Annotated in this window: 21 protein-coding genes and 1 tRNA gene; 1 reads left to right on the top strand and 21 read right to left on the bottom strand. The window is 67.0% G+C overall.

Features of this window, described 5'->3' with window-relative positions:
* Positions 1-22: 22 nt before the first annotated feature.
* The 8 genes from BLV57_RS17975 to BLV57_RS18010 all read right to left on the bottom strand — a co-directional run bounded on the left by BLV57_RS17975 (position 23) and on the right by BLV57_RS18010 (position 4608).
* Entirely contained in the window at positions 23-298 is a 276-nt protein-coding gene (locus BLV57_RS17975) for a hypothetical protein (protein WP_091290003.1), read from the bottom strand.
* A 140-nt stretch (positions 299-438) separates the two neighbouring features.
* Positions 439-900 carry a hypothetical protein gene (locus BLV57_RS17980; RefSeq protein ID WP_143047090.1) on the bottom strand — a complete coding sequence of 154 codons (462 nt, stop codon included), beginning with the start codon at positions 898-900 and terminating at the stop codon, positions 439-441.
* A 109-nt stretch (positions 901-1009) separates the two neighbouring features.
* Positions 1010-1255 (bottom strand): hypothetical protein, encoded by a 246-nt coding sequence (locus tag BLV57_RS17985; protein WP_091290006.1) that lies wholly within the window; start codon positions 1253-1255, stop codon positions 1010-1012.
* A 135-nt stretch (positions 1256-1390) separates the two neighbouring features.
* Positions 1391-1816 (bottom strand): nuclear transport factor 2 family protein, encoded by a 426-nt coding sequence (locus BLV57_RS17990; protein WP_245757367.1) that lies wholly within the window; start codon positions 1814-1816, stop codon positions 1391-1393.
* A 27-nt stretch (positions 1817-1843) separates the two neighbouring features.
* Positions 1844-1920 (bottom strand) — tRNA-Leu (locus BLV57_RS17995).
* Positions 1921-1945: 25 nt separating this feature from the next.
* A complete protein-coding gene (locus BLV57_RS18000) occupies positions 1946-2431 on the bottom strand; it encodes an SLATT domain-containing protein (RefSeq protein WP_091290010.1) in 486 nt (161 codons plus the stop codon).
* A 62-nt stretch (positions 2432-2493) separates the two neighbouring features.
* Complete coding sequence (locus BLV57_RS18005; protein ID WP_091290011.1) at positions 2494-3819, bottom strand: NAD(P)/FAD-dependent oxidoreductase; 1326 nt, start codon at positions 3817-3819, stop codon at positions 2494-2496.
* An 84-nt stretch (positions 3820-3903) separates the two neighbouring features.
* Positions 3904-4608: a uracil-DNA glycosylase gene (locus tag BLV57_RS18010; RefSeq protein WP_091290013.1), complete on the bottom strand. Its 705-nt coding sequence runs from the start codon at positions 4606-4608 to the stop codon at positions 3904-3906.
* 32 nt (positions 4609-4640) lie between these two features.
* Between BLV57_RS18010 and BLV57_RS18015 the strand changes: the two genes are divergently transcribed.
* Entirely contained in the window at positions 4641-6119 is a 1479-nt protein-coding gene (locus BLV57_RS18015; protein WP_091290015.1) for a S10 family peptidase, read from the top strand.
* A gap of 69 nt (positions 6120-6188) precedes the next feature.
* Here BLV57_RS18015 and BLV57_RS18020 read toward each other — a convergent pair whose 3' ends face one another.
* From BLV57_RS18020 to BLV57_RS18080, 13 genes are all read right to left on the bottom strand, one after another.
* Positions 6189-7097 carry a hypothetical protein gene (locus BLV57_RS18020; RefSeq protein WP_176968665.1) on the bottom strand — a complete coding sequence of 303 codons (909 nt, stop codon included), beginning with the start codon at positions 7095-7097 and terminating at the stop codon, positions 6189-6191.
* Positions 7098-7318: 221 nt separating this feature from the next.
* Positions 7319-9031 carry a S8 family serine peptidase gene (locus BLV57_RS18025; protein WP_176968694.1) on the bottom strand — a complete coding sequence of 571 codons (1713 nt, stop codon included), beginning with the start codon at positions 9029-9031 and terminating at the stop codon, positions 7319-7321.
* 90 nt (positions 9032-9121) lie between these two features.
* Positions 9122-10120 (bottom strand): ABC transporter ATP-binding protein, encoded by a 999-nt coding sequence (locus BLV57_RS18030; protein ID WP_091290018.1) that lies wholly within the window; start codon positions 10118-10120, stop codon positions 9122-9124.
* Positions 10113-11102: an ABC transporter ATP-binding protein gene (locus BLV57_RS18035; RefSeq protein ID WP_425426010.1), complete on the bottom strand. Its 990-nt coding sequence runs from the start codon at positions 11100-11102 to the stop codon at positions 10113-10115. Before BLV57_RS18035 ends, BLV57_RS18030 begins: the two co-directional genes overlap by 8 nt.
* Before the next feature lie 5 nt (positions 11103-11107).
* Positions 11108-12025, bottom strand: a complete 918-nt coding sequence (locus tag BLV57_RS18040; protein ID WP_091290020.1) for an ABC transporter permease — start codon at positions 12023-12025, stop codon at positions 11108-11110.
* Positions 12018-12944 carry an ABC transporter permease gene (locus BLV57_RS18045; protein ID WP_091290022.1) on the bottom strand — a complete coding sequence of 309 codons (927 nt, stop codon included), beginning with the start codon at positions 12942-12944 and terminating at the stop codon, positions 12018-12020. Before BLV57_RS18045 ends, BLV57_RS18040 begins: the two co-directional genes overlap by 8 nt.
* A 40-nt stretch (positions 12945-12984) precedes the next feature.
* Complete coding sequence (locus tag BLV57_RS18050; protein ID WP_091290024.1) at positions 12985-14622, bottom strand: peptide ABC transporter substrate-binding protein; 1638 nt, start codon at positions 14620-14622, stop codon at positions 12985-12987.
* 193 nt (positions 14623-14815) lie between these two features.
* Positions 14816-15769 carry a Ppx/GppA phosphatase family protein gene (locus BLV57_RS18055; RefSeq protein WP_091290026.1) on the bottom strand — a complete coding sequence of 318 codons (954 nt, stop codon included), beginning with the start codon at positions 15767-15769 and terminating at the stop codon, positions 14816-14818.
* 32 nt (positions 15770-15801) lie between these two features.
* Complete coding sequence (locus BLV57_RS18060) at positions 15802-16959, bottom strand: lytic transglycosylase domain-containing protein (RefSeq protein ID WP_091290028.1); 1158 nt, start codon at positions 16957-16959, stop codon at positions 15802-15804.
* Between the two features lie 239 nt (positions 16960-17198).
* A complete protein-coding gene (locus tag BLV57_RS18065) occupies positions 17199-17702 on the bottom strand; it encodes a DUF501 domain-containing protein (RefSeq protein WP_245757368.1) in 504 nt (167 codons plus the stop codon).
* A 111-nt stretch (positions 17703-17813) separates the two neighbouring features.
* Positions 17814-18302, bottom strand: coding sequence for an FtsB family cell division protein (locus tag BLV57_RS18070; RefSeq protein WP_425426005.1), 489 nt, complete (start codon positions 18300-18302; stop codon positions 17814-17816).
* A gap of 48 nt (positions 18303-18350) precedes the next feature.
* A complete protein-coding gene (gene eno / locus BLV57_RS18075; protein ID WP_091290030.1) occupies positions 18351-19637 on the bottom strand; it encodes a phosphopyruvate hydratase in 1287 nt (428 codons plus the stop codon).
* A 90-nt stretch (positions 19638-19727) separates the two neighbouring features.
* Positions 19728-20177, bottom strand: coding sequence for a VOC family protein (locus BLV57_RS18080; protein ID WP_176968667.1), 450 nt, complete (start codon positions 20175-20177; stop codon positions 19728-19730).
* Positions 20178-20200 lie beyond the last annotated feature (23 nt).

Below are 20200 nucleotides of genomic sequence, written 5' to 3' on the forward strand. Positions count from 1 at the left end.
TCTTTCTCCTGTCCGAAAATCGCTACTTGACGCAGAAGACGGAAGCCGACCCCTGCCACCACGGCGAGGTGGCCGGATAGGCCGAGTACGAGCTCGGGCTGCACTGGTAGCGCGCGTACCCACCGGTGATGGCGTTCCGGTAAGCCGCGTCCAGCGCCCTGGCGATGGCGTCATCCCGGCCGAAACCCAGGCTGCTGCCATAGAAAAACGAACTCGACGGCACGGCGGCCGTCGCGATCGGCGCCGCGGCGACCAGGCCCGTCACCGCCAAAGCGGCAGCGCCCATCAACTTCTTCATCTGCTTCTCCCCTCACAGTTACCAGCCAGTGTGAGCCCGGAACTCACGTTCATTCATTTCAGCTGATGCGGTCATCATGGCCGATCCCACGTCGTCGTGTCAACTGAGATGAATGAGCGAGGGGTTACATCCACGCGGGCTTACGTCGCCAGCAGGCTGAACACGTAGGTCTCATCACCGGGCGCCCGGTCAAGCACCCGGACGGTCCCGAGCACACCCTGGTAAGCCTCGGTGCCACCGAGCACAACCGCCGGGTAGTCATGCTGCGAGGTCATGAAGACGGCATGCCCGTCGATGGCACCGTCGAGCAGCTCGAAGTGAGCCCGGCAGTCCAGCACAAGATCAGCGGTGGTGAACGCCACGACCACGCAGTCGATGGCAGCCAAACCCGCGGGCCCGCCATCGAGATCTCTAAGGTTTTCCCTAATGGTGAGCGGCTGCCCCGGAAGCGGCGGCGTGGTGATCCCGCCGAAGTCGACCACGGCCGTCCCGGGATCACTGGCCACCGTGAACCGCTTGACCGACAAGGCATCGGCGGCTCCAGGCAGTATCGCCATCAGCAACGCCGAGCAGAGAATCGCTTTTGAATACCGGTTTTTCACGATAAACCTCTCCATCAGGCGACTGGTTCGCTGTTAGTCGCGCAGGAGAGGAAAAGTGTTGCGATAAAAAGGAAGGTGCCCATCCCTTCCCGGGACGGACACCTGCCGATCAGGCGTCGCAGCCGATGAAATCCGCGCTCGGCCCCAGGTAGACGTTGCTCCAGCCCCAGATGCCACCCGGGCTCACGTAGATGTACCAGGTCCGGCCGGCCCTGAACTCTTCATGGTCGAACGTGTAGCGAATGTGCCCGCAGGCACTGGCCTGCGCCGTCGCGGTCGCCACGACCGCCGGAACCGATCCGAGCGCTCCGACCAGCAGCACCGCGGCCGCCGTGCGTTTGATGATGTTCCCCAAGATGAACCTCCCCTATCTCGGTTTATTTGCTGATATGAACATCACTGCAACATGCGTTCATATCAGCTGACACTCAGAGCATCTCGAACGTAGGCACATCTTGTCAACTGAGATGAACGAGAGGCCAGGCAGCCTTCACGACCGCAGGTGACGGCTCACATCGCCCACGTGCGAGATGCGCACCTGACGTTCCACGAACCGCCATCGCCCGCCGTGCCGCTCGAATCGATCCCGATACCGGCCCGCGGCGATAGCCTGCAGCGGAAAGCCAGGCAGCGCCTGGAAAACGGTCACATACGAACGCGCGGCCGCCGTTCCGCCCTCCTCGTCGACCTCGACCACGAGATTGCTCGTCGCGTGATGGGTCCGCGGCGTGCCGTCCGCATAGGTGATCAGCGTCGCGCGAAGCATCTCCTCGATGGCTTCCGCACCGCTCACGCCCGCGCCGCTGCCGATGAACGTCGCGTCGGCGAGCAACGCCCCGACGCCCGCGAAGTCCCCGTCGTCGACGAGTTCGGCGTAAGCGGCTATCAAATTCGCAATCGCCGAGCTGCTCGACACACGATTCCTCTCCGGCCGAGCCATATCTGGTGCCCCCGACGGGTCTCGAACCCGCACTGGGTCGATTTTAAGTCGACTGCCTCTGCCAATTGGGCTACGGGGGCACCGACCACCCTAAGCGATGCGGGACTAGGACGCCCCGTCTGCCTGGCGGTATTGGATCCAGCGGGTGCCGACCTGGTCCCAGATCGCCTGGTACTCATCGAACTTGGCCCGCAGGACCGCCACGTCGATCTCGTCGGCCGGCGTGGTCGCGACGTAGAAGGCGACGTCGTCGCGCAGGCGGTAGAAGCGGTGCTGGATCTCCTCCATCAGCACCCAGAGCGAGCGCCACGCGAAGAACGGCTCGAGTGCGCCGATCACCGTCACCACCGCCACCAAGGCGAACGCGGTGCCGGTCCAGCCGTCGAGGTTCTGCAGGCCCAGGATGATCGTCGAGGTTGCCGACAAGGTCAGCGCGAGCAGTTTGACCACCACCGAGCGGCGGCGGAAGCGGGTCTTGCGGCCGCGGGCGTACTCGTTGCCCTTCTCGATGCGGGACAAGAGGTCCTGGGCCAATTCCACGGGTGTGAGACCGGGCTTGGGCAAGTCGGACTGGATCGGCTGCTTCGTCACCTGAAGACCCTAAACGCGACGAAGGCCCCCTTCGCAAGCAAAAGGGGCCTTCGATCGAAGCGTCAGGACTTCGAGACGCGTGCGAACTCTTCCTTCGGGTTGTTGATCTGCCCGAGCGAGATGACCTCGCGGCGGAAGAGGCCACCGAGCATCCAGTCGAAGAGGATGCGGATCTTGCGGTTCCAGGTCGGCATCGCCTTGAGGTGATACGCGCGGTGGAACAGCCAGGCCGGGAAGCCCTTGATCTTCAGGTTCAGCGCGTCGGCGACGCCCTTGTGAAGGCCGAGGCTGGCCACCGCGCCGAGGTTCTTGTGGTAGTAGTCCTTGGGCTTGCCGCCGCGGATCACCTTGATGATGTTCTTCGCGAGGTGGCGCGCCTGGCGCACCGCGTGCTGCGCGTTCGGCGGGCAGGTCGCGGTCGGGTCGGCCTCGGTGCGCGAAAGGTCGGGCACGGCGGCGTTGTCGCCTGCGGTCCAGACGTCCGGGTGGCCGACGACCTGCAGCGCCGCCGTCGCCTCGACGCGGCCGCGCTTGTCGATCGGCAGGTCCGAGTTCGCCAGCACCGGGTTCGCCTTGACGCCAGCGGTCCAGATGATGGTGTCCGAGTCGAACTCGGTGCCGTCCGAGAGCACGACGTGGCCGTTCTCGAACGACTTGGCGGCCGTCGAGAGGTAGACCTCGATACCGCGCTTCTCAAGCTGCTCGACCGTGTAGACACCGAGCGTCTCGCGGACCTCGGGGAGGATGCGGCCCGCGGCCTCGACGAGAACCCAGCGGATGTCCTCCGGCTTGATGTTCTCGTAGTACCGGGTGGCGAAGCGGGTCATGTCCTCGAGCTCGGCGAGCGCCTCGATGCCCGCGAAGCCGCCGCCGACCACCGTGAAGGTCAGCAAACGCTTGCGCAGCTCGGGGTCCAGCGTGCTGGCGGCCTCGTCGAGCTTGGTCATGACGTGGTTACGCAGGTAGATCGCCTCGCCGATGGTCTTAAAGGCGATGCCCTCTTCGACCAGGCCGGGGATCGGGAGCACGCGGGCGACGGCGCCGAGCGCGACCACGAGGATGTCGTAGTTCAGCGCCTCGACGTGCCCGTCCGCCGCTTCGACGGTGACGGACTTGCGCTCGTGCTCGATCTTGGTGACACGGGCCGTGAGCACGTGGCACCGCTTCAGCACGCGACGCAGGGGGACGACCACGTGCCGCGGCTCGATCGCGCCCGCCGCCGCCTCGGGCAGGAAGGGCGCGTAAGTCATGTGCGGCTGAGGGTCAACGACGGTCACGGAGGCCTCGTTGGCGCGCAGCATCTTCTGAAGGCCGAACGCCGTGTACAGACCGACGTAGCCACCACCGAGAACCAGGATCCGAGTCGGTTCCGACTTCCTTGCAGCCATGCGTCCATACTCGCACCCCCCTGCGGAAATCGCGCGTGGACCCCATCCGGCTGTGACCAGCGTCGCTGCCCCTTCGGCACCGATTCAGTAGAGCCCCGCCGTGTCACCCGCCCGAGTGAGAACGGAGCGCAGCATCGCGGGCGTCAGCCTGCCGGTTTGGACGTTGCGCTGCGACACGTGATAGCTGCCGAGAACGCGCAGCTCAGACCGGCCGGACAGGACCAATTCGGCGCCATGGCCGAACACCGGGCGCGGCGAGGGCACCACCCAGCCGATCCGGCCGAGCACCGGCAGTAGCGCCTGCCAGCCGAAGGCGCCGAGCACGACGACGGTCCGCAACGTGGGGGCCAGTAAGTCAAGTTCGGCCTCGAGCCAGGTGCGGCAAGTGTCCCGTTCGGACGGTGTGGGCTTGTTCTGTGGCGGAGCACACCGCACCGGCGCGGTCATCCGGGTGCCGCGCAGCTCCAAGCCGTCACCTGGATGAGTGGACGTCGGCTGGGACGCGAGGCCGACGTCATAAAGCGCCTTGACAAGGAAGTCGCCGGACGGATCGCCGGTGAACATTCGCCCGGTCCGGTTGGCTCCGTGCGCGGCGGGCGCGAGGCCGACGATGCCGAGCGCGGCGTCGGCGGGGCCGAAACCGGGGACCGGACGGCCCCAGTACGTCCAGTCGCGGAAGGCCGCGCGCTTGGTGGCCGCGACCTCCTCGCGCCAGGCGACCAGGCGCGGGCAGGCGCGGCAGCTCGTGACGGCCGCGTCGAGGTCCGGAAGCGTGTCAAATTGGCCCACGCCTCATTCTTACCTCGGCTAAGTTGTTTTGTATGCCGGACAACACCGCCGACGAGACCCCCGCACCCGAGGTGAAGGCCGCCGAACCCGCCGACACCCTGGTCTCCAGTCAGCACACGATCACCGTCAAACGCCGCAAGCTCGCCTATACCGCGCAAACCGGGCGCGTCGTCCTGCGCCAGGAGGTCACGACCGACGGCAAGTCGGAGGGCCACGTGGCCAAGGCCGAGGTGTTCCTGACGACCTACACCCTCGACGACGCCGATCCCGCCACCCGGCCGGTGACCTTCGCCTTCAACGGCGGCCCCGGCTCGTCGAGCATCTGGCTGCACCTGGGCCTGCTCGGCCCGCGGCGCGTCGTGTCCGGCGACGTCGACGACCCGGCGCCGCCGCCGTACGACGTCGTCGACAACCCCGAGACCCTGCTCGCGCACAGCGACCTCGTGTTCATCGACCCGGTGTCGACCGGCTTCTCCCGGCCGCGCCCCGGTGAGAAGGCCAAGGAGTTCCACGGCTTCACCCCCGACATCGAGTCCGTCGGCGAGATCATCCGGCTGTGGACCTCCCGCAACCAGCGCTGGCTCTCCCCGAAGTTCGTGGCCGGTGAGTCGTACGGCACGCTGCGCGCGGCCGCGCTGGCGGCGCACCTGCAGGAGCGGCACGGGCTGTACCTGAACGGCCTGATGCTGATCTCGTCGGTGCTCGATCTGGCCACTTTGGACTTCACCGAGGGCAACGACCAGCCGTACAGCCTCTTCGTCCCCACTTACGCGGCCATCGCCCACTACCACGGCTTCCACGGTGACCGCCCGCTCGACGACGTACTCGCCGACGCCGAGGACTTCGCCGCCCGCGACCTCCCCTGGGCACTGCAGCGCGGCGCCCGCCTGTCCTCCGCCGAACGCGCCGAGGCCGTCGCGACGCTCGCATCGCTGACCGGGCTTTCCGAGTCCTATGTGGACCGTGTCGACCTGCGCATCGAGCACGTCCGCTTCTTCACGGAGCTGTTGCGCGACAAGGGAAAGGTCACCGGCCGCATGGACGGCCGCTTCACCACCTGGGAGCCCGACGGCGGCCGCGAGCACATGAGCGACGACCCGTCCATTTCCCGCATCATCGGCGCCTACTCGGCAGGCTTCAACCACTACGTGCGCGCCGAGCTCGGCTACGAAAGCGACCTCCCGTACGAAATCCTGTCCATGGACGTCAACAAGGCCTGGTCCTATTCGGACTTCGAGGGCCGCGCGGTGTCCGCTGTGGACGCTCTGAGCAACGCGATGCGCGCCAACCCCCACCTCAAGATCCACGTCGCCTTCGGCCACTACGACGGCGCCACCGCCTACTTCGCGGCCGAGCACGTCCTCGCCCACCTCAAGATCCCCGAGGAGCTCCGCGACAACATCGAGTCGGCCTACTACCCGGCCGGCCACATGATGTACGTCCACGAACCCTCCCGCATCCAGCAATCCAAAGACCTAGCCGCCTTCATCCGCTCCTCCTCCAACCGCTGACGGCAGCCCGAAAGTGGCTTTCGTCAGATAGGACCTGCCGAAAGCCACTTTCGGGCTACTCATGACGACTCAGCGGGTGCGGATGTCCGACCGGGGACGACGGCAGGCCGCCGCATAGCTCGCTTTGAGCTGGGCGATCACCTTGTCCGGGTTCGTGCGCAGATCCGACGGAAGCGTCTGGAGGAACACAATTCCAGCAGCCGCGTACCGAGCATTACGAGCCAACGTCTCCTTGTACCGATCACCTTCGGCGTGGTAACCGCGCGAGTCGATTTCCCAGGCGAAAGCGACCTTTTCAACCCAGACGTCGGGCATCGCGATGTAGTTGCCGTCGGCGTCGAAGATCTTCACATTGCGTTGGCACTCAGGCAAACCCGCACGTTCCCAAACCAGCCGCGCATCGGCTTCCGCCACCGAATACGCGCCGTCCAGCAGGCCTTCGAGCGCGATCCGAGGCAGTGCCCTGCCGCGTGGACTGCCCGCCGAGAGTTCCCGGGCGAGATCCTCCACAGTGCACTTACCACGCTGAACCACCTCAGCCAGCATCGTCTGGATCATGTCGGGATCCGACAGCCGCCGGACGGCGTCAAGCACCGCACGCCCTACTGGTGCGATCGGCGTTTCGCCTCGGTGCTCCGCGTCCGGTAATCGGATGGTCCTTTCGACCAACAGGAACCCCACCGATGAGACTTTGCGGTCGTCCGTCAGCAGAATATGCACATCACCCGGCTCCGGCATACTCCGAAGACCATGAAACCGTAAGGCCCAGAGCCCGGTCAGCATCGAACGAGGCCCGGCTCGGAGCAGCGCGGCTCGGATACGTATTTCCGGCACCGGTTTGGCACGGCTCAGATAGATGACGCCGGGCAGCAGTTTGCGCCATGGCCCTTCTGGCCGGCACCTCCGATAGATGGTCTCCCGGCTGAGGCCGAGATCTTCGAGCTCCGCCGTCCGAACGACGACGTCCGCTCCTCGCATAGCGCCAATTATCAGGGGGTGGCGAACCCATGCTCCTTTTTCCACGTCGCCAGGCTGGCGACGCGCACCGACAAACTTGTGAGGCGGAGCCCCGAAAATCGAGCGACTGGACCGTTCACGCCGAAAATCGCACCTACCCGTCCACTTGCTCGCAAAAGCCCGAAAGCCACTTTCGTCAGGTGGCATCTGACGAAAGTGGCTTTCGGGCTATCAAACGTGGGTTAGGGGAGGTAGGGCTTGCCGTGGGTTACGGCTGACCAGGCGTCGACCGCTCCGTGGCCGTAGAAGCCGTTGAAGTCGGGGGTGCCGACGCAGGTGGCGGTGAAGTCGGCGTCGCGGCCTTCCTTGAGGTAGTCGACCGTGGCCGGGACCGGGCAGGCGATGTGCGCGGCCGTGCCTTCGAGGACGCGCTGGACCTTGTCGGGGTCGAGGCCGAAGCCGGCGCCGGATCCCTTGCCGTACTGGGAAACGATGAGCGCGGCGACACCGGCCGCGTGCGGGGTGGCCATCGAGGTGCCCTGCAGGAACTGGTAGTAGCCGACGCGGCCGTCGGCGGCGACGGCCTTCTGGATGCCCGCGGCCACGCCGTCGGGGGTGAGGTTGCCCGCCGCGTCGATGTTGCCTTCGGCGACGCCGACGTTGCGGGGGTAGGCCGAGAGGATCTCGTTCTGGAGAGTGCGGAACCAGTCGGTGCCGTAGCCGTCACGGAAGTAGCCGCCCGGCGCGGAGACCGAGATCTGCTCGGTGCCGTAGTTGGAGTAGTCCGCCTTGGCCTGAGACGGGCCGAACGACGAGACGCCGATCGTGTAGTCGCCCTCGACCGGCAGCGAGAGGCACGACGCGTTGTCGACCTGACGCGGGTGCGTCGCGTTGGCCGGGTAGTCCGGGCTGGTGGCGTCCGGCTTCGGCGCGCCGAGGTCGCTGTGCTGGTTGCCCAGCGCCACGACCTGGGTGACGCCCTTGCGGTGCGCGTACCGCAGCGCGCGCTGCGTGGCCTCGATGATGGTGCGCTGCTGGGCCTGCTCGGCCGCGGAGTCGGCCGGGTTCGCCGTGCAGTTGTACAGCCACGGGTCCGTGTAGAACGACATGTTCACCACGTCGATGCCCGCGTCACCCGCGTAGGTCAGCGCGTCGACGGTCGGCTGCAGGAAGAAGAAACCGGAGTCCTGGCCGGCGCGGACGTTCACCAGCGTGACGTTCGGCGCGACACCGGAGATGCCGAAACCGTTGGCGGCGGCGCCGATCGTGCCCGCGACGTGCGTGCCGTGGCCGTTGTCGTCGTGATCGGCCGGGTCGACACAGCCGCGGTACTCACACGGGCCATCGACGACCGCGCCGGTCTCGTCGTTGGGGATGTCGCGGACGAAGTTGCGGGACGCGGCCTTGTCGAAGTTCGGCGCGATGTCGGGGTGCGAGCCGTCGACACCGGTGTCGATGATGCCGACCTTGACGCGCTTGTCGCCGGGCTGCACGGTGCGCGCGAGGTCGGAGCGCACGGAGGACAGGCCCCAGAGCTGGTCGTCCAGCGGGTCCATGCCGACCGGCTTCTTCGCGGCCGGGCTCGCCGTGGAAGCCGTGCCACCACGGGCTTCCTTCTCGACGGCGTTCGGCTTGGCGGCGTCGCTCTTGGGCGCGCGGCCGATCGGCTTGGCCTTGGCGGCGCCGAAGATCGAGCGATTACGCGTGACGCGCTCGGTGAACCCGTTCGCCGGGGCCGTCGCCGTGACCAGGCCGACCGCGGCGTTGCTGGCGACGACCGTGCCACCGGCCGCGCGGACCGCCTGCTCGGCGGCGGCGACACTTTGCCCTTCCGCGGCCAAAACGGTGAATTCGGTCGACGGGCCCGCGAGTTGTGGTTGCGCGGAAGCGACCGGACCCGCGACGACTCCGCCGATCAGCGGTACCGCGAGCACCGCGAGCACCGCGACGACCATTCTGGATCTCTTCACAGATTCCTCCTCCGAAAACCGGTGAATGCAACCTACGAGGAGGACATCGCGTTTACAAGGAAAACACTACTTAAGTCAGGGGACCACAGAACGCTGTTCAGCGAAGTGGCACGCGCTCAGATGTCCGCCGTCACGCATGAAAAGGCCCGGTTCCTCGGTCGCGCAGATGTCCTGCGCTTTCCAGCACCGTGTGCGGAACCGGCAGCCCGACGGCGGATCGATGGGGCTCGGGACGTCGCCTTCCAGGCGGATGACCTGGCGTTGCCCGCGAACCGACGGGTCGGCGACGGGCACGGCCGACAGCAGCGCCTGCGTGTACGGATGCGCCGGGCGGTTATAAATTTGATCTTCGGTGCCGATTTCGACGATCTTGCCGAGATACATCACCGCGACCCTGGTTGACAAATGTCGTACCACGGACAAATCGTGTGCGATGAACACATACGAAAGCCCGAATTCCTTCTGCAGTTCATCGAGCAGGTTCATCACCTGTGCCTGAATCGACACGTCGAGTGCCGAAACCGGCTCGTCGCAAATGATCACCTTCGGCTTCAGCGCGAGTGCGCGCGCGATGCCGATGCGCTGCCGCTGCCCGCCGGAGAACTGGTGCGGATACCGGTTGATGTGCTCAGGGTTCAGCCCGACCACGTCGAGCAGCTCGCGCACCTTGGTGGCACGCGAACCCTTCGGCGCCACCTCGGGGTGGATCTCGAACGGCTCGCCGATGATGTCGCCGACGGTCATTCGGGGATTCAGCGAGGTGTACGGGTCCTGCAGCACGATCTGGATGTTGCGCCGCAGCCGCCGCAATTCCGCGCCACGCAAGGTGAAGATGTCACGGTCCTCGAACACGGCCGCGCCCGCTGTCGGCTCCTCGAGCCGCATCAGCACCTGCGCGAGCGTCGACTTGCCGCAGCCCGACTCGCCGACCACGCCGAGCGTCTCGCCCTTCATGAGGTCGAACGAGACGCCGTCGACCGCCTTGACGTGGCCGATCGTGCGCTTGAACAGGATCCCGCTGCGTACCGGGAAATGCTTGACGAGGCCGTTCACCGCCAGTATCGGCTCAGGCACGGCTCACCACCTCTTCCGCGAAATGGCAGGCACTGACCCGCCCGAAGCCCAGCCCGAGCGGCTCGGGGCGTTCTGTCCGGCATTTGTCCTGAACCCGTTCGCAGCGCGGGTGGAACGGGCACCCGGGCGGGATGTCGAGCAGGCTAGGCGGCAGTCCCTTGATGGTCTGCAGCGTCTGTCCTTTGAGGTCCAATCGAGGTAAGGACCGCATCAGCGCCTCCGTGTACGGATGGCCCGGCGCGCGGAACAGCTCGGCCACGTCCGCCTGTTCGACGATGCGCCCCGCGTACATCACCGCGATCCGGTCGGCGACCTCCGCGACCACCGCGAGGTCGTGCGTGATGAGGATGAGCCCCATGTTCCGCTCGGCCTGGATCTCCGCGAGCAGGTCCATGATCTGCGCCTGCACGGTGACGTCCAGCGCGGTGGTCGGCTCGTCGGCGATCAGCAGCTCCGGGTCGAGCGCCAGCGACATCGCGATCATCGCGCGCTGGCGCATCCCGCCGGAGAACTGGTGCGGATACTCGCGAACCCGTTGCTTGGCACCCGGAATCTTCACCAGCTCCAGGAGTTCGATGGCACGCTGGCGCGCCTCGCGCCGGTTCATCCCGCGCCGCACGCGCAGCTGTTCCTCGATCTGGAACCCGACGGTGAACACCGGATTCAGCGCGGACAGCGCGTCCTGGAAGATCATCGCCATGCTCTCGCCGCGGATCTCCGCGCGCCGCGCGGGCGTGGCACTGAGCAGCTCTTCACCGTGGAACCGCACGGAACCTTCGGTGACCACCGCGGGCGGCATGTCGAGGATGCCCATGATGGTCTGCGCGGTCACACTCTTGCCGGAGCCGGATTCTCCCAGTACGGCAACGGTTTCCCCGGCACGAACGTGGTATCCGACTCCATTGAGGACATTCGCCACCCCGTCCTCGGTGCGGAATTCGACATGGAGGTCCTCGACCTCCAGCAGCAGCTCGCCGTCCACAATGGTCACCGGCCCTTCGGGTCGAGCGCGTCGCGCACCGCGTCACCCAGCATGACGAAGGCGAGCACGGTGACGGTCACGAACGCCGCCGGGAACAGCAGGATGTGCGGTGTGTTGCGGAAATAGTCCCGCGCGTCGCTGATCATCACACCCCACGAGATGACCGGCGCCCGCACGCCGATGCCCAGGTACGCCAGCGTCGCCTCGGCGCCGATGGCCGCGCCCAGCGCGATGGTGGCGTAGACGAGCACGGGCGCGAGCGTGTTCGGCAGCAGGTGCCGGAAGATGACGCGTGGCGTGCTCGCGCCCAGTCCCCGCGCGGCTTTCACGTAGTCCAGCTGCTTCGCGACCAGCGTCGCGCCACGCATGATGCGCATGGCCACCGGCCACGTCAGCACCGCGATCGACAGCACCACCTGCGAGATGATCGTGAACCCGCCGGGACTGCTGCCCGGCACGTTGAACGTGGTGAGGATGACGATCGCGCCGAGCAGGAACGGCAGCCCGGCGAACACGTCCCCGAGCCTGGACAGCAGCGTGTCCACGAACTGCCCGTAGTACCCGGCGAGGATGCCGATGAACGAGCCGATCAGCACGGTCAGCAACGTCGCGAAGACCCCCACGAGCAGCGACGCGCGCGTGCCGTAGATCGCCCTCGCGTAGACGTCCTGGCCCTGGTTGTCGTAGCCGAACCACGCGTCGGCCGACGGCCCCTGGTTGGCCAGCGTCAGGTCGCTGAAGCCGGCGTCACGGGAGCTGAACAGGCCGGGCGCGATGGCGATCAGCACGATCACCACGATGATCACCGCCGAGGCGATCACCGTCGGCCGCGTGCGCAGCCGCCGCCACGCGTCGCCCCACAGGCTGCGCGAGCGCTGCGGCCCCGCGTCCAGTTGCAGGCTCGCGGCGCTGGGGTCAGTCATAGCGAATCCTCGGATCGAGAACGGCGTACAGCAGGTCGACGACCAGGCTCATGAACAGGTAGACCAGCACGAGCAGCACGACGATGCCGGTGACCGTGGCGCTCTCCTGGTTCTGGATGCCCTGGAAGATCAGCCCGCCGATGCCGTTGATGTTGAACACGCCCTCGGTGACGATCGCGCCGCCCATCAGCGCGCCGAGGTCGATGCCGATGAAGGTGATCACCGGGATGACCGAGTTGCGCAGCAGGTGCACCCACACCACGCGCCGGTGCGGCTGCCCCTTGGCGATCGCGGTGCGGACGAAGTCGGCGCGCCGGTTCTCCGCGATGCTCGTTCTCGTCAGCCGCGCGATATAGGCCATCGAGAGACTGCCCAGCGCGAATCCCGGCACGATCAGTTCGCCGATCGTGGCGTCGGCCGAGACGCTGGGGGTGATGATCCCCCACTCCGTGCCGAGCACGATTTGCAGCACGATGCCGGTGACGAACACCGGCAGCGAGATCAGGAACAGGGTCGACATCAGCACGAGGTTGTCGAGGAAACCCTTGCCCCGCAAGCCGGTCAGCACGCCGGCGCCGACACCGATGAGCGCCTCGATGCAGATCGCGACGAGCGCGAGCCGCAGCGTCACCGGATACGCGTCGCCGATCAGGTCACCGACCGGGATCTCGTTGAACGTCTCGCCGAAATCGCCGGTCAGCAGCTTGCCGATGTACTTGAAGTACTGCTCGAACAGCGAATCGTTGAGGTGGTAGCGCTCGGTCATCTTGTCGACGAACGTCTGCGGGCACTTGACCTGCCCGCATTTCCCGGCGAACGGGTCGCCGGGAATCGACCACACCAGCGTGTAGATCAGGAAGGTCGTCCCGAAGAAAACGGGAATGAGCTGGAGAAGCCGCCGAAGTACATAGCGGATCATGGTTCTCGAGTCCCTTTTACGACGGCTTCTCCGGCTTCACTCAGCGGGCGACTTCGATGGACGAGTAGTCGGCGTACCGGCCGAAGTCGAGCTTCGCGCTCTTCAACCGGCTCGACTTCGCGCCGACACCCTTCTCGTCCCACACCGGGATCTGCGGCAGGTCCTTCGCGATCATGTCCTCGACCTGCTGGTACAGCTTGATCGCCTCGGCCTTGTCGGCGGTCGAGTCGGCCTTCTTGAGCGCCTCGTCCACCGCGGGGTTGGAGTAGCCGGAGTCGTTGGAACCGGCGCCGGTGCGGTAGATCGGGTTGAGGAAGTCCTCAATGGACGGATAGTCCGCTGCCCAGTCCGAGCGGCTCATGCCGGTCAGCTTCTTGCCGGTGACGATCTGGCGGTGCTGGTTGAACCCGGCGGCAGGCACGAAGTCGCACTCGACGCCGAGCGCGTTCTTGATGCTGTTGCAGGCCGCGACCAGCGGCTCCTTGCGCCCACCGTCCGCATTGGACTGAATGGTCAGCTTGCCCTTGAAGCCGGACTTCGCCAGGTACTCCTTGGCCTTGGCCGCGTCGTACTTGCAGAACTCGCCACAGGTGCCGGGGCGGTAGCCCTCGATGCCGGCGGAAACCCAGCTGTCGGCCGGAGCGTAGGTGTCGTTCATGACGGTCTTGGTGATCTGCTCGCGGTTGATGGCCAGCGAGATCGCCTTGCGCAGGTCGAGGTTGTTGTACTCGGGCACGTAGTACGGCACGCCGAGCGTGCTGATGCCGAGCAGGTGCCCCTCGACCACGCGGTCCTTGAGGTCGGTCTTGTACTTGCCGCCCGCGGTGGCCGACGGCGGCAGCGTCTCCATGAAGTCGAGCTTGTTGCTCAGCAGGTCCTGGTACGCCGTCTCCAGGCTCGAGTAGATGCGGACCTCGAGGTCCTTGAAGTGGACCTTGTCCTCACCCTGGTAGTCGTCGTTCCTGGTCAGCTTGACGTTGACCTTCGGCTGGCGCGACACGAACTTCATCGGCCCGTTGCCGATCGGATGCTCGGCGAAAGCCTTGGGGTCCTTGAAGAACACGTCCGGCAGCGGCGCGAACGCGAGGTACCCGATCTTCGACAGGAACACCGAGAACGGCGCCGACAGCGTCACCTGGAACTCGTAGTCGCCGAGCACCTTGAGGCCGCTCATCTTGTCGGTCGTCGGCTGCTTGTCCTTGCCGGGGTTGACGGCCTCGTAGCCCTCGATCTGCGCGAAGAAGTCGCCGCTCAGCTGGCCGTTGGGGCCGTAAGCGCCGTAGTTCCAGGCATCGACGAAGTTGTGCGCCTTGACTTCGGTGCCGTCGTGGAACTTCCAGCCCTTCTTGAGCTTGATGTCGTAGACCTTGGCGTCATTGGTGGTGATCGATTCGGCGACCAGGTTGAACGGCGCGCCGGTGTCCGAGCGGTACTCGATCAGCTGGGAGAAGACGGGGTTCAGCACCTTCGAGCCACCGAGTTCGGTGGTGTTCGAAGGGATGAAGGTGTTCTGGGGCTCGGTGCCGTAGACGGACACCGCGCCATCCGGATTGGTTTCGCCGCCTGCCTGCTGGCCCTTGTCCTCGGTTTTGCCGCCGCCACCGCCACAAGCGGCTAGCACCAGCACCAAGGATGTCACCGCCGCGGCAACACCGGAAATTCTGCGCGATCGCCCCATCTTTCCGCCTCCACCTCTCCCCTCCGGGGCCTCCCGGAAGTGAGACGACCGTAGCGGTATCAGTGAGTGCGGTCACATAGCCAAACGGATGACAATGAGGGCAGAAATCAAGTTGGGACACGACTTTCGTAGGTATTGGGACTCCGGCGAACGGCCTATTCCATACCTGAAGTCATCGCGCGCTCACCAGGGGTTAAACGAGTGAAAGCGCGATACCGTCGAGAATGTCGTGCTCGCTCACGACCAATTCGGACGGTCCGCCTCGCGCCGCGAGCTGCTCCGCGAGCGCGCGCACGATCACCGCGCCGCCACCGATCACGTCGACCCGGCCGGGGTGGATGACCGGGTTCGCGGCGCGCGTCTCGTGGTCCGACGTGAGCAGGCCGTCGGCGAGCCGGTCGATGTCCGCGCGCGAAAGCTTGGACAGGTGCACGGCCTCGCTGTCGTACTCCGGCAGTTCCTGCGCGATCGCGGACAGCGTGGTGACCGTGCCCGCGACACCGATCCAGGTCTTGGCCTTGGACACGTCCACGGCTTCGAAGGCGGCGGTGAGGACCCCGGTGGCGAGCCCGTCGGCGGCCGCGATCTCGTCGGCGGTCGGCGGGTCGGACTTCAGCGCGCGCTCGGTGATCCGGACACAGCCGATGTCGACGGACTTGGCGGCCAGCACCTCGGCCCGCTTGCCGTCCCAGGTGCCGAGCACGAGCTCGGTGGAGCCGCCGCCGACATCGACGACGACGAACGGGCCGTCGTCCGGGTCCTGCTCGCCGACGGCGCCGGTGAACGACAGCCTGGCTTCCTCGTCGCCGGAGATGACTTCGGCCTCGACACCGAGCACCTCACGCGTCATCGCGAAGAACTCGTCGCGGTTGCTGGCGTCGCGAGTGGCCGACGTGGCGACCATGCGCACCTTCTCGGCGCCCTTGCGGCGCGCGGCGATCGTGTAGTCGGCGAGTGCCGCGCGGGTGCGCTCCAGCGCCTCCGGCGCGAGCCGCCCGGACGCGTCGACACCCTGGCCGAGCCGCACGATCCGCATCTCACGGTGCAGATCACGCAGGTCGTAGGTGCCGTCGTGGCGTTCGGTCAGCTCGGCGACGAGCAGGCGGATGGAGTTGGTCCCACAGTCGATCGCGGCAACACGAGGCATGCCGCCCAGCCTAACGAACAGCCGCGGGACGACTACTTGGTAGTAGTGGTCCCGCTGCCACCGCTCGGCGGCGTGGGCGAGATCGAACCCTGGCACGGCGGCAACGTCGTCGTCGGGGTCGTCGTGGTCGGGGTCGTCGTGGACGTGGAACAGGTCGGCGTCGTGGTCGGCGGTGTCGGAGTCGTCGGCTTCGTCGTGGGGCTGCCCGACGACGACGTAGTGGGCGAACTCGGCTTCGAGCTGCTGTTGGTGCCCGTGCCCGGCGGGATGGTCGCCGTCGCGGTCGGCGACGGGGTGGTCGTCGGCACGGTCGGGGTCGGGACCTCGCCCGGGCCCGGCGTCGCGCCCGCGTCCGGCGCGCCGACCGGGACCTTGCTGTCCGGCGTCGGGGTGACGCCCCTGCGGTACGCCTCCGCCCACATGATCACGGTGTTCACGTAGTAGTCGGAGTGGTTGTACCGGTAGATCGCCGCGCGCAGCTGGCCAGGGTCGGACAGGTTGAGGCCGCCGGAGCACAGGTACTTACCGGTGGCGAGCGCGGCGTCGAAGATGTTGTTGGGGTTGGACTGGCCGTCGTCGTTGCCGTCGGAGGCGTAGCCCCACCAGGTCGACGGGATGAACTGCATCGGGCCGACGGCGCGGTCCCAGACCTTGTCGCCGTCGAACTTGCCCTGGTCGGTGTCGGGGATGGCGGCGAACGGGCCCTTGCCGTTCAGCACCGGACCGAGGATGGGCTCGAGGGTGTCGCCGTTGGCCGCGACATAGCCACCGCGCGCGTGGTTGGACTCGATGCGGCCGATGCTGGCGATGAGCGCCCAGTCGATGTGACAGCCGGGCTGCTGCTCGGTGAGCTTGTCGGCGGCGGCGCGATAGGCCCTGAAGACGGTCTCGGGGACACCGAGCGGGCCGTTGGGCAGCTGGTCGCTGGGCAGCGGGACGGGCACGGGGGCCTGCGGGAGCGAGCCGTCGACGGCGATCTGCTCGATCTCGGGGTTGTAGCCGCCTTGCAGTGGCGTGTCGTACGTGTGAATGGAGCTGGCCAGGTTCACCCATCCGGCGGCGGTGTCACTCACGGCGAAGGCGGGGAGAACCGCGAGCGCGCCCCCGGCCACGGCCACGAAAGTCCGGTGACGCAGGCTCAATCTTCGAGCCGCTCCGCCGATTGCGCCTGGCAGTCGCAGTACGCGCACGCCTCAAGCCTCCCCGTCGAACCACCCGTGTGGCCCGATACTCGTCCACCGCGTGTGAAGATTCCGTGTCCCAGGCTGTCAAACCTCGCGTGAGGTGCCCACCCCCAATGGGACCAAATCGTCGAAAACAGCCGAATTACTTTGCGTATCCGGTTTCGGCGCTTGATCGTTACTGGCGGTGACCCCCGTCACGTGACGGCATCCACGATACGCGAGGCCGTCCGGATCTTCACGATGTCCTAATTGGACACTGCGGCGCAGTCGCCGGAGGGCCAGCCTTCCGACTTGAGGATCGCGAGCGTCTCGTCACCGAACGGATTCACCCCGGCACCGCGCGCGAGCGTGTCGGCGAGGTGAACGTGCAGGCACTTGACGCGGCCCGGCATCCCGCCCGCGGTCACCTGGGTGCCGAGCGACTCGATCGCGTCACGCTCCGCGAGATACGTCTCGTGCGTGCGCAGGTAATGCGCGGCGAGTTCTTCATCCGTCGTGAGGCGCTCGGTCATCTCTTTCATGATCCCGGACGCTTCGATCGTGCCGACGAGCGAGTTCAGCCGCGGGCACGTCAAGTAGTACAGCGTCGGGAACGGGGTGCCGTTCTCCAGCCGGGGGCTGGTCTGCACGACGGACGGGTGCCCGCTCGGGCAGCGGGCCGCGATGGCCCGCAGCGCGCGGGGCGGCCTGCCCAGCTGCTCCGCGATGATCGCGCGATCGGCCTCGGTGACCGGCTCGAAGTTACTCACGGCGAGCAGCCTAACGACCACCCCGAAAGCCACTTTGGTCAGGTAAGAAAGCCCGAAAGCCACTTTCGTCAGATGAGACCTGACGAAAGTGGCTTTCGGGCTTTTACGAGCTCAGCCGCCGACCTGGGACCAAAGCCTTTCGTACCAAGAACCTTGGGGTCCCGCGTCCGGCGCCGGGGCGGGCGCCGCGTCGGGCGCCTTGTCCTCGGGGAGCTGGACCATGTACGGGGTCTCGCCCGGCATCACGTAGCGCAGCCGCCGCCGGGCCTCGGCCTCGATCTGCGCCGGGTCGGACAGCTCGGCCTTGCGGGCCTGCAGGTCCGCGACGTCCTTCAGCAGATCGGCGCGCCGCTTCTCCTGCACCGCGATCTCCGACCGCTGGCTCAGATAGGTGCGCAGCGGCACCGCGATCGTGAAAGCCAAGGCGCACACCACGATCGCGACCACCGCCGCGCGCCGGGTGTTCGACATGCCGAGCACTTTCGCCGCGCCTGAAGCGCGTTTCGCGTTCAGGCCGCGGCGGAAGCTGCGTGCCTTGCTCGGCGACTCGCGGCGCGCGCGTTCAGGGCGGCGGGCACGAGAAGATCCCGTGCCCTCCACCCGTCCGCCTCGTCGGCTACGCGCGCGCCCCCGGTCGGCCATGCTTTGTCAGGCGTCCTGCGAGAAGCGCGGGAACGCGAGGTCGCCCGCGTAGCGAGCCGCGTCGGCGAGGGTCTCCTCGATGCGCAGCAGCTGGTTGTACTTGGCGATGCGCTCGCCGCGCGCCGGGGCGCCGGTCTTGATCTGGCCGACACCGGTGGCGACCGCGAGGTCGGCGATGAAGGTGTCCTCGGTCTCGCCGGACCGGTGGCTCATCATCGACTTGTAGCCGAACGAGGTCGCCAGCGAAACCGCGTCGAGGGTCTCCGAGAGCGTGCCGATCTGGTTGACCTTCACCAGCAGCGCGTTGGCGGCGCGGCGGGAGATGCCCTCTTCGAGGCGGTCGGGGTTGGTGACGAACAGGTCGTCGCCGACGAGCTGGACCTTCTCGCCGAGCTCGGCGGTGAGCCGGACCCAGCCGTCCCAGTCGTCCTCGCTCAGCGGGTCCTCGATGGAGACCATCGGGTAGTCGCGGACGAGCTCGGCGTAGTAGCCGGCCATCTGCTCGGCGCTCTTCTTGGTGCCCTCGAAGTTGTACGCGCCGTCGGTGTAGAACTCGGTCGCGGCGACGTCCAGCGCCAGCGCGACGTCGCGACCCGCGGTGTAACCGGCCTTCTCGATCGCGACCAGGATCAGGTCGAGCGCCTCGCGGTTGCTCTTGAGGCTCGGCGCGAAGCCGCCCTCGTCGCCGAGGCCGGTCGAGAAGCCGCGGCTCTTCAGCACGCCCTTGAGCGCGTGGTAGACCTCGGTGCCCCAGCGCAGCGCCTCGCGGAACGACTCGGCGCCGATCGGCGCGATCATGAACTCCTGGATGTCCACGTCGGTGTCGGCGTGCGCGCCACCGTTGAGGATGTTCAGCATCGGCACGGGCAGCACGTGCGCGTTCGGCCCGCCGAGGTAGCGGAACAGGTCCAGCTCGGCCGACTCGGCCGCGGCCTTCGCGACGGCCAGCGAGACGCCGAGGATGGCGTTCGCGCCGAGGCGGGACTTGGCCGGGGTGCCGTCGAGGTCGACCAGCTTCTGGTCGACGATGCGCTGGTCGACCGCGTCGATGCCGACCAGGTCGGGGCCGATCTCGTCGAGCACGGCGGCGACCGCGCGCTCGACGCCCTTGCCGTTGTACCGGCCGGTGTCGCCGTCACGCAGCTCGACGGCCTCGTGCTCACCGGTCGAGGCTCCCGACGGCACGGCGGCCCGCGCCAGTGTCCCGTCGTCGAGTGCCACCTCCACTTCGACCGTCGGGTTGCCGCGCGAGTCAAGAATCTCGCGCGCGCCTACCTGCTCGATGACCGCCACGCCATGCTCCTCATCACCGGTTGTGCCTGCGTCGACGGCCCCAGACTAGCCGTTTGGCCGGTTCACCCGTTGGAGGCACGCGCTTAGCTACTAGATCGATCCCGAGGCTTTGACGCATTGCCAGCCGGGCGGCAGTTCGACCTCGTCGGTCACCTGCTGCCAGAACGTCCAGGTGTTGCCGCCGGGATCGGGCACGGTGAACACCCGCGCGCCGTACGGCTGGTCCTGCGGCAGCGACGCCTCGGCGCCCAGCGCGGCCGAGATCCGGGCGTGCAGCGCGTCCACGTCGTCGACGTAGACGATGGTCAGCTGCCCGACCGGGCCGTCGACACCCTTGGCTTCCCAGTACTCGTCACCGACGCCGGCGATCTGCACCTCGCAGGAGCCGACCCCGAGCACGGCCTGGAACACCTCGCCAGCGGAATCGACGTACCGCACCTTCTCGGTGAAGCCGAAGACGCGGGTGAGCCATTCGAGTGCCTCGGTGGCGTTCGCGTAGTACAGGTACGGGGCAAGCCCCAGGTACGGCTGGTCACTCATGACAGGAGAGTGCATCATGTCGA

It is taken from the genome of Amycolatopsis xylanica, from assembly GCF_900107045.1.
Classification (GTDB): domain Bacteria; phylum Actinomycetota; class Actinomycetes; order Mycobacteriales; family Pseudonocardiaceae; genus Amycolatopsis; species Amycolatopsis xylanica.